The organism is Streptomyces sp. NPDC048442, from assembly GCF_040651475.1.
Lineage (GTDB): Bacteria > Actinomycetota > Actinomycetes > Streptomycetales > Streptomycetaceae > Streptomyces.
The window spans coordinates 521,238-533,938 of sequence record NZ_JBEZKB010000001.1; the positions used below are offsets into that span (position 1 = coordinate 521,238).

General features: G+C 69.6%; 17 protein-coding genes. All 17 read left to right on the plus strand.

Annotated features, from left to right (window positions below; translation table 11 throughout):
- The first annotated feature begins 328 nt into the window (after window positions 1–328).
- The 17 genes from AB0D18_RS02460 (at window position 329) to AB0D18_RS02540 (ending at window position 12,695) form a co-directional block, all read left to right on the plus strand.
- Window positions 329–589: a hypothetical protein gene (locus AB0D18_RS02460; RefSeq protein WP_362411406.1), complete on the plus strand. Its 261-nt coding sequence runs from the start codon at window positions 329–331 to the stop codon at window positions 587–589.
- Between the two features lie 70 nt (window positions 590–659).
- On the plus strand, window positions 660–1,184 hold the full coding sequence (locus AB0D18_RS02465) for a helix-turn-helix domain-containing protein (protein ID WP_362411409.1): 525 nt from the start codon (window positions 660–662) through the stop codon (window positions 1,182–1,184).
- Entirely contained in the window at window positions 1,184–2,455 is a 1,272-nt protein-coding gene (locus AB0D18_RS02470; RefSeq protein WP_362411412.1) for a PBSX family phage terminase large subunit, read from the plus strand. The genes AB0D18_RS02465 and AB0D18_RS02470 overlap by 1 nt, the downstream gene beginning before the upstream one ends.
- Window positions 2,452–2,607, plus strand: a complete 156-nt coding sequence (locus tag AB0D18_RS02475) for a hypothetical protein (protein ID WP_362411415.1) — start codon at window positions 2,452–2,454, stop codon at window positions 2,605–2,607. The genes AB0D18_RS02470 and AB0D18_RS02475 overlap by 4 nt, the downstream gene beginning before the upstream one ends.
- Window positions 2,607–2,825, plus strand: a complete 219-nt coding sequence (locus AB0D18_RS02480; protein WP_362411418.1) for a hypothetical protein — start codon at window positions 2,607–2,609, stop codon at window positions 2,823–2,825. Before AB0D18_RS02475 ends, AB0D18_RS02480 begins: the two co-directional genes overlap by 1 nt.
- Window positions 2,812–4,320 (plus strand): capsid protein, encoded by a 1,509-nt coding sequence (locus tag AB0D18_RS02485; protein WP_362411421.1) that lies wholly within the window; start codon window positions 2,812–2,814, stop codon window positions 4,318–4,320. Before AB0D18_RS02480 ends, AB0D18_RS02485 begins: the two co-directional genes overlap by 14 nt.
- Window positions 4,320–5,459: a phage minor capsid protein gene (locus AB0D18_RS02490; protein ID WP_362411424.1), complete on the plus strand. Its 1,140-nt coding sequence runs from the start codon at window positions 4,320–4,322 to the stop codon at window positions 5,457–5,459. Before AB0D18_RS02485 ends, AB0D18_RS02490 begins: the two co-directional genes overlap by 1 nt.
- Before the next feature lie 347 nt (window positions 5,460–5,806).
- Window positions 5,807–6,610 carry a hypothetical protein gene (locus AB0D18_RS02495; RefSeq protein WP_362411427.1) on the plus strand — a complete coding sequence of 268 codons (804 nt, stop codon included), beginning with the start codon at window positions 5,807–5,809 and terminating at the stop codon, window positions 6,608–6,610.
- A 14-nt stretch (window positions 6,611–6,624) separates the two neighbouring features.
- Complete coding sequence (locus AB0D18_RS02500; RefSeq protein WP_362411430.1) at window positions 6,625–7,539, plus strand: P22 phage major capsid protein family protein; 915 nt, start codon at window positions 6,625–6,627, stop codon at window positions 7,537–7,539.
- 53 nt (window positions 7,540–7,592) lie between these two features.
- Entirely contained in the window at window positions 7,593–7,976 is a 384-nt protein-coding gene (locus tag AB0D18_RS02505; RefSeq protein ID WP_362411433.1) for a hypothetical protein, read from the plus strand.
- Window positions 7,973–8,395, plus strand: a complete 423-nt coding sequence (locus AB0D18_RS02510; RefSeq protein ID WP_362411436.1) for a hypothetical protein — start codon at window positions 7,973–7,975, stop codon at window positions 8,393–8,395. Before AB0D18_RS02505 ends, AB0D18_RS02510 begins: the two co-directional genes overlap by 4 nt.
- A 1-nt stretch (window position 8,396) precedes the next feature.
- Complete coding sequence (locus AB0D18_RS02515) at window positions 8,397–8,906, plus strand: hypothetical protein (RefSeq protein WP_362411439.1); 510 nt, start codon at window positions 8,397–8,399, stop codon at window positions 8,904–8,906.
- Window positions 8,907–9,017: 111 nt separating this feature from the next.
- A complete protein-coding gene (locus tag AB0D18_RS02520; RefSeq protein WP_362411441.1) occupies window positions 9,018–9,464 on the plus strand; it encodes a hypothetical protein in 447 nt (148 codons plus the stop codon).
- Between the two features lie 19 nt (window positions 9,465–9,483).
- Window positions 9,484–11,367 (plus strand): hypothetical protein, encoded by a 1,884-nt coding sequence (locus AB0D18_RS02525; protein ID WP_362411444.1) that lies wholly within the window; start codon window positions 9,484–9,486, stop codon window positions 11,365–11,367.
- Between the two features lies 1 nt (window position 11,368).
- Window positions 11,369–12,031 carry a hypothetical protein gene (locus AB0D18_RS02530; RefSeq protein ID WP_362411447.1) on the plus strand — a complete coding sequence of 221 codons (663 nt, stop codon included), beginning with the start codon at window positions 11,369–11,371 and terminating at the stop codon, window positions 12,029–12,031.
- Window positions 12,031–12,348 (plus strand): hypothetical protein, encoded by a 318-nt coding sequence (locus tag AB0D18_RS02535; protein WP_362411450.1) that lies wholly within the window; start codon window positions 12,031–12,033, stop codon window positions 12,346–12,348. Before AB0D18_RS02530 ends, AB0D18_RS02535 begins: the two co-directional genes overlap by 1 nt.
- Complete coding sequence (locus AB0D18_RS02540; protein WP_362411453.1) at window positions 12,345–12,695, plus strand: hypothetical protein; 351 nt, start codon at window positions 12,345–12,347, stop codon at window positions 12,693–12,695. Before AB0D18_RS02535 ends, AB0D18_RS02540 begins: the two co-directional genes overlap by 4 nt.
- Window positions 12,696–12,701: the final 6 nt, after the last annotated feature.

Consider the following 12,701-nt stretch of genomic DNA (forward strand, 5'->3'; position numbering starts at 1 on the left):
CTCGGGCGGAGGACTACGCCCGTAGTTGCACAACCGCCGATCATGCCGCACACTAGGCCGCAGATCCGGCGTGCCCGGAAACAACAGCCCCGCCACCGCGCGGGGCTGACTTGCATCCCGGATCTCTCAGACGGGGACGCCGTCGGCAGACGAAGGCTGTCGTCCACGCTGGCCAGCACCGGTTCGAATCCGGAACGGCGGTGGTCCTTGAACTTCCAGCCCCACCCGCGTGCGGGGTTGACGCATGTCACAGGACAGCAACACCCGCCCCCACCGCACACCTTGCTGCCACGCTGACCCCACCGTCACCACAACACAGGGGTCACCCATGGGGTTCATCAACCAGGCCAAGGCCGACAGCGCCGAGAAAGTCGCCGCGGACGCCTACCAGGCCGGCCGGTACATCCTCACCTTCAAGATCATCGAGGCGAACACCACCCACCGCAGCACCGGCCTCATGTCCGGCGTCGGTGAGCAGATCGAAGCCATCGAACGGCAGGGCTGGACCCTCAGCAACATGGCCTCCAGCGAAGGCAAGGCACTCTCCGGCGACCGCACCGCGCTCATCTGCCTCTTCCGGCGCCGCTAACACCCCCCAACCCGACCGGCCCGGCCGCACATGCGCGGCCGGGCTTTCGCATGTCCAGGAGGTGACCCCCGTGGGCCTGAAGAAGAACGACCGGCCCGTGGACGACGCCGACCGCGAAGCTGTTCGCGTCCTCCACGCGGAGGGCCACGGCCGCAACGAGATCGCCCGCCGCACGGGGCGCAGCGGACACACCATCTCTGACCTCGCCGCCGACCTCGGCCTCACCTTCGACCGCGCAGCAACGGCCGTCGCTACACAGGCCCGCGTCATCGACTCCCGCGCCCGCCGCGCCGCGATCGTCGCCCGCCTCTACGACGTCGCCGAGGACGACCTCGACTACCTCACCAGTGTCAACCCGTACCCCCTCGTCGAAGTGTCCATGGGCGCCCCCGTGCGGTACGACGCCGAACGCCTCCCCGCGCAGGACCGCAAAGCACTGATCACCGGCATCAGCACAGCGACCACCGCGGCGGCCCGGCTGGAGGCAATCGACGGCAGCCCCGAGACGGATTCCGTACGGTCCATGCTGCTCTCCCTCGCTGACGGCATCCAGGCCGTGGCCGGCCACCAGGAGGACACCACCGGGGAGGGCTGATGCTCGACTCCCTGCCCCTGTCGCCGAAGCAGATTCGCAGCATCGCCGAGGCCACTGCCCGCATCAACATCTGGCACGGCGCGATCCGCTCCGGGAAGACGATCGCTTCGCTGATTGCGTTCCTCATTGGAGTTGCGGCAGCACCCTCGTCCGGGCTGATCGTCATCGTCGGCCGGTCCCTTCAGACCATCGAGCGGAACGTCCTGGAACCCCTGATGGACGAGGGGCTGTTCGGCCCCGTGGCACGCATGGTCCACCACACCCGCGGCGCCACCACCGCAACGATCCTTGGCCGGACGATCCACCTCATCGGCGCCGCCGACTCCCGGGCCGAAGGCCGCTTGCGCGGCATGACCGCCTACCTCGCCTACGTCGACGAGGCCACTCTCATCCCCAAGGGGTTCTGGAACCAGCTTCTCGGCCGCCTTTCCGTACGGGGTGCCCGGCTGTTGGCCACCACCAACCCCGACAACCCCGGCCACTGGCTGCGCAAGGACTTCCTCAACCGGACCGCCGACCTCGACCTCCGCGCCTGGCAGTTCACCCTCGACGACAACCCAGCCCTCGACCCTGCCTACGTGACCTCGCTCAAGGCCGAATACGTGGGCCTGTGGTACCGCCGGTTCATCCTCGGGCAGTGGGTGCAGTCCGAGGGCGCGATCTACGACGCGTTCGACACCCACAAGCACGTCGTGTCGGCGCTCCCACGCATCGACCGCTGGCTGTGCGACGCGGTGGACTACGGCACCGTCAACCCGTACTCCGACGTGCTGATCGGCCTCGGCTCCGACCGCCGCCTGTACGTGGTCAACGAGTACCGATACGACTCCAAGGCCCACCGCCGGATGATGACCGACGCCGAGTACTCGAAGGCCCGCCGCGGATGGCTGGCCCGGGTGCCGCAGCCGGAGACCAACGTGGTCGGCGTGGCCCCGGAGTGGACGGTCGTCGACCCGTCGGCGTCCTCGTACATCGAGCAGCTGCACCGCGACGGCGTGACCGGGGTGACCCCGGCCGACAACACGGTGCTGGACGGGATCCGCACCGTCTCCTCACTGTTCTCCACCGGCGATCTCCTCGTTCACGAGTCCGCGGGCGGCCTCATCGACGAGCTGCCCGGCTACTCGTGGGACGACGCGGCGGCCGAACGCGGGGAGGACAAGCCGATCAAGGCCAACGACCACTCCTGCGACGCCTTGCGGTACGGCATCCGTACGACAGAAGCGTTGTGGCGCCCGTATCTCCCAACCCGACTGGAGGTAGCGGCGTGACGCTCACTGCTGATCAGGCACTGGATAACGCGGCCCGCCTCCTAGAACTCGCCGAACTCAACCCGAACCCGGCGCTGATGGAGCGGTACGACGCAGTGGCCTGTTCCTGGCTCGCGATGGCGTCATTGCTGCTGGAGAAGGAGCGCGTCTGATGGTCCTCCGTATCGGTCCGCTGGTCACGACCACGCCCGTGACGCTGCTCCTCCGAGGTGAGCAGATCGCGTACGACGACCTGGATCTTGAGGTCGTGGACGGGCAGGTGGAAGACCTGCGCCCGGTCCTCGCGCAGTGGCTGCGCGAGGCCGCCGACGAGATCGAGAACCCCCCGGACGACGAGGACGAGGAGGTACCCGACGATGCCCCTGCCTGACCGGAACATCGCCTGGCCGCCCCGGCACCTCAAGCCCGCGCTCGACGCGATGACGACCTGGGACACCTGGTACGGCGGCGACCCCGACCGGCTCACCTCCCTGTACGGCGGCGGAGCCACGGGGCCCCAGGCCAAGCCAGTGCAGTACTCCGACGGCTTCGCGGGGCGCATCTCGCGCTGGTGGTGGGGACGCCCGCCGGCCGAGGGCGAGCAGCGCACGAAGCTCCACGTGCCGCTTGCCGGGGACATCTGCGGTGGCAGTGCCGATCTGCTGTTCTCCGAGGCGCCGCAGTTCCGGGCCGAGGACGACGCGACGCAGGCCCGCCTGGACACGATCGTGGATGACGGGATGCACGCGTCCCTCCAGACCGCGGCCGAGGTCGCGTCCGCGCTCGGCGGGGTGTACCTGCGCCCGGTGTACGACACCACTCTCCGGGATCGGCCGTGGATCGACGCGGTTCACGCTGACCGGGCCGTCCCCGAGTTCCGCTGGGGTGTCCTGTCTGCCGTGACGTTCTGGCGCACCGTCGCCGCGGACAGCGGCATTGTGTGGCGGCACCTGGAACGCCATGAGCCCGGAGTGATCTACCACGGGCTGTACCAGGGCACCCCCGACAAGCTCGGCCGCGTGGTGCCGCTCCAGGACCACCCGGCCACCGAGAACCTTGCCTTGCGGGTCGACGCGGACGGTGCGACGGCGACCGGATACGACCGGCTCGACGTCGCCTACATCCAGAATCAGCCCTCCCGAAAGTGGCGGGGCATCCCGGCCCTGGCCGACCTCGGCCGCTCCGACCTCGACGGTGTGGAGTCGATGCTCGACACCCTCGACGAGATCTACTCGTCGTGGATGCGGGACATCCGCCTCGCCAAGGGCCGCCTCGTCGTCCCGAACTCGATGCTTCAGTCCGCCGGGGCCGGCCGCGGCGGCAGCTTCAATCCGGACCGGGAGATGTACGCCGGGCTGGACATGCTGACCCGCGGCGACGGCCAGCAGCTCACGATCGTTCAGTTCGCAATCCGGGTGCAGGAGCACGAGGCGTCCGCCTACCACTGGGTAGACACGATCATCCGGTCCACTGGGTACTCCCCGCAGACCTTCGGCCGGGGCGGGGACATCGCCGTCACCGCGACGGAGGTGCAGGCGAAGGAACGCCGATCGCTGACGACCACCGGGAAGAAGGTGCTGCGGTGGCGGCCGGGGCTCGGCGATGTCCTCGAACCGCTCCTCGTCCTGGACCGGGAGGTGTTCGGCAGCAAGGTCATCCCGCAGCGGCCGTTCGTCGAGTTCGGCGACAGCATCGTCGAGGACCAGCTCACCATCGCCAACACCGTCGACGTGTTCGCCCGCGCGGGCGCGATGAGTACCCAGGTCATGGTGGAGACGATCCACCCGGACTGGGACGACGCCCGGGTCACCGCCGAGGTCGACCGCATCCTCGATGAGACCGGGAAGCGGGTGCCCGACCCGATGCAGATGGGGGCGCTGGCCTGATGCCTGTCTCCCCAGCAATGGCGGAGGATCTCGCTCGCGAGGTGCGCGCCCTGTACGACGACGCGCAGACCGCACTGCTGGAGCGGCTCGCCGCAGCACTCGCCGCCGACATCGAGTCGCCGCTATGGGCCGAGCTGAAGGCAGCTTCCATCGGCGACCTGCGACAGGCCGTCGAGGAGATCGCCGACGCCCTCCAGCAGGACACCAACGGGGCGGCCCGCAGAGCCCTGGTCACCGCGTACGACCGCGGACGGCAAGCCGCCGTCGCCGAACTGGGAGCCCTCGACATCGGCCGGGAACTCCAGGCCCGCCGTATCCTGCCGAGCGCCCCCGCAGTGGACCGGCTGGCGGCATCACTGGCCGAGGACACCCGGCCGCTCTACCAGCGCATCACCCGCGCGGTGGTCGACGTCTACCGGCGCATCACCGGCCGTGCGTCTGCCAACGTCCTGCTCGGCGGCCTTACCCGAAGGCAAGCGTCCCAGCGCGCTCTCAATCAGTTCGCCGAGCGCGGGGTGACGGGCTTCATCGACTCGGCCGGCCGGTCGTGGGACATGGCGTCGTACGCGGAGATGGCGGTGCGCAGCGTGACGGCGCGCGCGGTCATCGAGGGGCACGTCGACGTCCTCGCCGAGATCGGCCAAGGGTTCGTGATCGTGTCAGATGCTCCACTGGAATGCCCGTTGTGCGCACTGTGGGAGGGCGAGGTCCTCACCCTGGCCGGGGAGGGCGGGGCACACACAGTGCGGGTCGAGCACGCAGTCCAGCCGACGCGCTTTCTCGCACCTGTGCGGACGGTCGCGGTGCACGTCGCCGGATCCCTCGTCGAAGCCCGCGCCAAGGGCCTCTTTCATCCCAACTGCCGGCACTCCCTGTCGATCTACCTGCCGGGCGTGACGACCCGCCCCCCGCACCATGCGACGCCGGGCACCACGTACGAGGACACGCAGCGCCAGCGGGAGATCGAGCGGCACATCCGGGCCTGGAAGCGCCGGCAGGCCGCAGCGATGGATGAGGGCGCCCGCCGCCAGGCTGGTTCCTATGTCCGCAAGTGGCAGGCCGCGCAGCGCGAGCACGTTGCCGCGCACGATGACCTGCGGCGGAAGCCGACCCGCGAACAGATCGGCTCCGCACGCTGACTACGGCTGCTTCTGGTCGTCGACTTTCTTGTCCCACGCCGCCAACTCCTGGTGCGTGCATGAGGGGCAGTACGGCTCTGATCGCTTGACAATCTCCTGCCCGCCCCACGCTGACTTCCGCAGCACGTTTCGGACCAGTGGTCCCTGACACCTGCGGCATGCGCCCGGAGCGCGTTCTGTCTCGTTCATCCTTCGGACGCTACTGGCGCGCGAACCGTCGCACAGCCCGTTCTCAAACTTCCGTCCGCCGACTGCGGACGGATCACGCACAGTCCCGCCAGGCGCGGGGCCAGCCCCACTCCGAGGCCGGCCAGGAGTCGGCCCCCGACGCGCCCCAGGAGGGCACGATGCACAAGCGCACCCTTACCCGAGGTGTCCGTACGACGTGGGCTCACCCCTACTCGACCGGCCCTTTCGACCCGTACCTGTACGCCGACGGAGGGGACGGCGACGAATCCGACTCCAACGGCGACGGTAACGGCGAGGAAACCGGCAGCGAGGAGGAGGCCGACACCGACAACGACGCCTCCACCGACGCTCCGGAGGACGACGCGCTGGCTAAGGGTGCTCGGAAGCCCAGCCCGCCGAAGGGCGGCAAGGGCGGCGACGATCCGGCCGCGCAGGTCGCCCGGCTCACGAAGGAGCTGGAGGACGCCCGGAAGGACGCGGGCAAGGCCCGTACGGACGCCAAGAAGCAAGCGGCGGAGGAGGCCAAGTCGGCCCTCGTCCAGGAGCTGGGCAAGGCGCTGGGCCTGGTCCAGGACGACGACAAGAACGCCACCCCGCCGGACCCCGCGAAGCTCACTGCGGAGATCGAGCGCGCCACTGCGGCACATCGCGAGACGGCGACCGAACTGGCCGTGTTTAAGGGGGCGTCCAAGCACGGCGCCGACCCCGGCAGCCTCACCGACAGCCGCGCGTTTATGGCGAAGCTCGGCAAGCTCGACCCCTCCGACGAGGGGTTCACGAAGAAAGTCAGCGAGGCCATCAAGGCGGCCGTCGCCGACAACCCCAAGCTCAAGGCCGCGGGCCAGGCGTCCGCCGCTTCAGCGTCCGGCGAGTTCACCGGCGGGACTGGTGAGCCGGACCGTACGGGTCCCAAATCCATTGACGAGATCCGGGAAGAGCGGCGGAAGCGCCGTACCGGATAGGAGGTACCACCCCCATGGCCAACACGTTCCTGACCGCGCAGGTCATCGCACAGCAGGCGCTTGCGAACCTGTACGAGACGACCGTTATGGCGTCGCTCGTACACCGCGACTACGAGGCGGAGTTCGCCCGCAAGTCGGGCGACGCAATCACCATCCGCAAGCCCACGACTTTCGTGGCCAATGAGTACAACCGGGCCGCCGGCATCACGGTGCAGGACGCGACGGAGTCCAGCATCAACATGACGCTGAACCACTTCGCCGACGTGAGCTTCGCGGTCACGTCCGAGGACATGACGCTGAAGATCACCGACTTCGACGAGCAGCTCCTCACCCCCGCGATGGAAGCGATCTCCCAGAAGATCGACCGCGACCTTCTCGCGCTGCGCACGGACGTCGTGCAGGAGGTCGGTGTCGTCGCCGGAGACAACGAGTGGGCGTGGGACAACCCGCGTGTGCTCATCGACGCGGGACGTGTCCTCGACCAGCGCAAGGTGCCCGCCTCCGAACGGCGTGCGGCCGTCGGCCCGAACATCGCCGCGAAGTGGCTGGGTGACCCGCTGTTCCACGAGGCGGACAAGCGCGGCAGCACGGAGGGCCTCACCGAGGCCAGCCTGGGACGCCGGGTGTTCGGGTTCGACCCGTACATGACGCAGAACATCGCCAAGCCCGCGCAGACGTCCGGCAACTCCACTACGGAGGAGGGCCTGGCGTTCCACAAGTCGGCGTTCGCGCTGGCGTTCCGGCCGCTGGAGCTGCCGATGGGCGCGAGGGACGCGAGCATCGCGAACTACAAAGGCTTCGGTCTGCGCGTGGTCTACGACTACGACATGGACAAGAAGCAGATGGTCGTCTCGGTCGACTGCCTCTACGGCACCAAGACCCTCGACGCCAACCGGGCCGTCCTCATCAAGGGCGCCGACGTCGCCTAACCCTCTACGCCCACCCACCCCGGGTGGGCCCCTCCCGCAGGAAGGACAGCCCCATGGGCTACAAGGTCCACAGCGTGGACGGCAGGGGCGGCGAGGTCGACACCTCCACCGCCCGCACCTACAGCAAAGAAGTCCGTGTCGCCGCAGGCACGGCCGGCACCTACCAACTCTGCAAGGTCCCGGCCGCCGCCACCATCCTCGCGGTACGCGCGTACCGCACTGGCGGCAGCGCGGGCACGGTGCAGGTGAAGAAGGGCGCGTCCGACGTCCTCGCCGCTCCGATGGCCACCACCACCGACGCGTGGGCGGGCAACACCACCGTCCAGAACGCCGCCTGTGCCGCAGGTGACAACCTCTCCGTCGTCCTCGCCGCGCCGGCCGGGACACCGACGGAGATCCTCGTACAGGTCGACATCAGGACGGCGGTCCCGGCATGAGCGTGAGCTACCGCAACACCAACACGGGCGACATCGCCCGATACGACCGGCCCAACGCGCGGCTGGAGATGCTGCCGAACTGGGAGCGCTACTCCGACGGCGATGGCCTCCCCAACCTCGTTAACGACGGTGTCCTGTCCCGGCCGACGCTCACCGCGCCCGGGGTGCACGACCCATCGGCGGACGTCCCGCTGACCAACGAGGAACTCCGCAAGGAGAATCCGGCGGGCGTTCCCACTGCCGACACAGTGGGCACCACGGAGGACGGCGAGGTGTCCGGGGTGAGCAAGCCGCCCTCCCGGAAGGCGTCCAAGACGGACTGGCAGGCGTACGCCCGCCTCGTCGAGGACGACCCGGAGCGTCAGTCGGACATCGAGGGGATGACGCGGGACCAGCTCGCCGAGAGGTACGGGAGCTGACATGCCGCTGAACTCCAGCATCTCCATCGCGGCAGATGCCTCCCTGACCTCGGCACTGGACCTGACCACGGGCACCGCCCCGTTGTCCGTACGCAAGGCCAGCGCCTTTGCCTCGGGCACCGGGGCGGGCAAGGCCGACAAGGTGTTCTCCGACCGGCGGACGCTGGCCGCGTCGGGCACCGAGGATCTCGACCTCGCCGGGGTGCTCCTCGACGCGTTCGGGGCCGCGGTCACGTTCGCGCGGATCAAGGGCATCGTAATCTCGGCCGCCGCCTCGAACACCAACAACGTCGTGGTGGGCGCGGCTTCGACGAACGCGTGGGCCACGATGCTCAACGCGACGGGCACGGTCACGCTGCGCCCGGGTGCCTCGCTCGGCCTGGCCGCTGGGGTCGCCGATGCCACCTGCTACGCGGTGACCGCTGGTACCGGCGACCTCCTGAAGATCGCCAACTCGGCGGCTGGCACGGCCGTCACGTACGACATCGTCATCATCGGCGCCAGCGCGTAGCAGGTGCGCACGCCCCCGGGGAGGCTGCGGCCTCCCCCTTCTCCATGTCCGCCTCCCGGCCGCACGACAGCGGCCGGGGCGCGGGCCCCCACCCCTGAAAGGACGGACGCGGTGGCCAACCTCGTCTTCAACATCGCCCTCGGCCGGTTGGCGACGCTGGCCGCGCTGCCCGCCACCAACGACGCACTGATCGCCGTGCCCATCGAGACGTCCGGCATCGTCGGCGACTCCACCATGCGCGACTACGCCGACCTCGGCTCTCTCCTGGCCGGAGCATCGAACGAACAGACCACTATGGGCCGCAAGACTCTGGCCTCGGTGACCGTCGGCATGGACAACGCCAACGACCGCGTGAACATCGACGCCGCCGACATCACGTGGACGGCCGCCACTGGCAACGCGATCTCGGCGGTGATCATCTGTTACGACCCGGACACCACTGGGGGCACGGACAGCGATTGCGTGCCCCTGACCAAGCATGACGTCACGATGACCCCCGACGGGTCCGATTTCACGCTGACGATCGCGGACTTCGCCCGGGTGTCCTCGGCAGCCTGACCCGCTCCGGGAGGTAGACGTGCCGCTCCTCGGGGAACTCGTCGACGACTTCAACGACAACACCATCGACGAGAGCCAGTGGGCCAACAACTACGGCATCTACGAGGAGGCCGGCGGCCGGGCGAGGGTCGCCTGTACGGCCGGCTACAACGCGTATTCCAGTAGCAAGACGTTCATCTTGGCGGGCAGCAGCGCGTTCGTACGGGTCTACCCTGCCGCGTCCGCGTCGGCGGCCGCCCAAGTCGTCGTGCTGACTGCCACGTTTGGTACCGACGCCGGATTCGAGATCAATACGGCGGCTGCCACGCCGACTCTCGCCATGTTCGTCCGGGTCGGCTACTCCGACCCTGGCGCGCTCTTTCTTCTCTACGACGCGACCGCGCACGCGTACCTGCGGATCCGCGAGTCGGCGGGCACGCTCTACTGGGACACCTCGCCGGACGCGCTCACCTGGACAACTCGCCGCACCGCGACGAGCCCGGCGTGGGTGACCACCTCGACGGACCTGGAATATCAGCTCGTCACCCACCGGGACGCAGGCACCGACGACTTCGCCGAGTTCGACAACGTCAACGTGGTGCCCGGGGTCGTCTCCGTCCTGAACCCCGGCACAGAAGCGGCGGCGGCCCAGGCCCTGGCCTCCACCAAGTTCACGGCATCCGCATCCGCTACCGAGACCGGGACGGCACGCCCGGTCACCGCCGCGAAACGCCGCACCCTGGTACTCAGCGCCGAGACAGCTTCGTCCTTGCCCGTCGGCAGGGCGAAGCGGTGCCCGCTGCCTGTCCCCACGGGCACGGACACGGCGCTTCCCCTTGCGCAAGCGAAGCAGCGCGCACTGGGTACGGCGACGGACACCAGCGCGGCGCACCCCCTCCTTGCGGCGAAGAGCCGCCCGCTGCCGCATGCAACAGAGACCACCGCCCCTCAGGTACTCCAGCCGCGCCGGTCGCGAGCCCTTCCCGCTGCGTCCGAGACCACCGGCGCGCAGCCGTACGGCAAGACGAAGCGCCAGCTGGTCGGAATGGCCACGGAAGCAGCAGCCGCGCGGGCGCTGCCGACGGCTGCGGGGCTCCTGCCCGCAGCCGAGCGGTGCGACGTACGGGCGTTGACCGGGGCGAAGCGACTGACGCTGGCCACAGCCTTTGCGGCATCCAGCGCGGTACCGAGCAGCCCGGTCAAGACCCAGCTGCTCCCACCTACCTCGGCGACCGATTCAGCGCAGACAGTCGGCAGGAGCAAGCGGCACAGGCTAGCCCCGGCCGTCGAGGACACGACGGCGCGTCCGCTCGATGCCGCCTCCGCAACCGACCTCAATGCCGGCACGGAAGACGACGCCGCCCGGCCGCTCGGGCGCAGCAAGCGAACGCCCCTCGTCCCGGCGCTCGGTGGCGCCGAGGCTCGACCCGTCGGACAGGCCAAGCGCAGCACACTCAGCCCGACTACCACGGTGGAGGCGGCGCTCCCGGCTGGCGGATGCAAGGCCCGGTTGCTGGTGGCAGGCCAGGCCGCGGAGTCCAGCACGGCCCTGCCCGCAGTGTCGTCGCAGACGCTCACCCCGGCCATCGAGGCAGCCGACGCTCGCGGTCTGTCCGGGAGCACGCTCGGTGCGCTCGGCCCGGCCACCGCCGAGGAGACGGCCCTCCCGTTCGCCGTGGTGCGGCGGATCTCTCTCGGCTCGGCGGTCGAGGTCAGTGCGGCGCGCATCGGCCCGTACGTCCGCCTGGCACCCGCCGTCGAGGCGGGGCAGGCGCGCGTTCTGGCTGGGGTGCGGCAGCGTCCCGCCGACCACCTCACCCCCTCTGCCGCGGGCCCACAGCTCACCCCGAGCTCGGCCCGCCCTCGGCTGGTCACGAGCGCAGCGGGACCCACCCTGACCACCCGCGCGACGGACGGAGGCTGACATGCCCGATGCAGGCGACCGCGTCACCGCGACCCTGGCCGTCGACCCGCACGACGGGACCACGGCGGCTGTGCTGACGGTGTACGCGCCGGACGGCACGGCGACGACTCCGGTCACGACGACGGGCGACGGTGGGGGTACGTGGTCGGCGCCGGTGGTGTACACGGTGGCCGGGGTGTGGACACTGGCGTGGTCGGTGACGGGCACTGGTGCCTCGGTGGAAGGGCAGAAGGTCGCGGTCGGTCCGGCGCCGGGCCCGGCCGTGGGTGGTCGCAGGTACGCCACCAGCACCCAGCTCGCGAACTACCTCCACACGGCACCCCCGTTGGACGCGGACCGGCTGTTGGAGCGTGCAACGACGCTCCTCGACGCGAACGTCCTGCGCGGCGCCTGGTACGCCGTCGATGCGGGCGGGCTCCCCACCAACCCGACGGTGGCGGCAGCGTTCGCCGAGGCGGTCTGTGCGGTGATCGAATTCTGGGGTGAGGTCGGCGAGGAGAACGACACCTCGGGCCCGATCCAGGGTGTGAGCATCGGCTCGGCACAAATCCAGTACGGGGCAGGCGCCAACCGGTCAGGGCCTACGTACGTGCCGGAGCGCGCATACCGGGTGCTGTCGACGCTGTCGCACGAGGTGTTCCACTACACCGTCCGGAGCTGCTGATGGGTACGCTGCCCGGCCGCTTCATGCGCCACCAGGTCACGGTCGAACCGCTGTTGGGGCAGGGCCCGTATGGGCCGCAGTACGGCCCCCCAGTCGTGACGCGGTGCTTCCTCGACGAGCAGACCCGGATGGTCCGCAGCCCCGGCGGCGACCAGGTCACCTCATCGTCGACCGCGTACGCGCCGCTGACCACCGTCGCCCCGCCCGGGTCGCGGGTCATGCTCCCCGACGGCCGAAAGACCGCCGTCATCGCAGCGCTGCGCCGCGACGGCGGCGGGCTTCCCACTCCTGACCATCTGGAGGTGCAGCTCGAATGACGCAGTACTCGCGTATGTCGTGGCAGGGCAACCGGCTGTGGACCTCGCGCGGCCGACGGCTCGCATCCGAAGGTGTCGAACGGGCCTTGGAGCACACCCTCGGAGAAGCGAAGAAGATCATCCCGCTCGATGAGGGGACGTTGGAGCGCTCCGGGCGGGTGGACGTGGAGGGCCTCAACGGTGCGATCAGCTTCGACACGGTCTATGCCGTCGTCCAGCATGAGCGCTTGGACTTCAAGCACCTGCCCGGCAGGACCGCGAAATACCTAGAGATCCCCATGAACTCGGAGCGCGACGTGATGTTGCGCCTCATGGCTGTTGGCCTGCGCCGCTGGCTTCGCGGCTAACCCTCA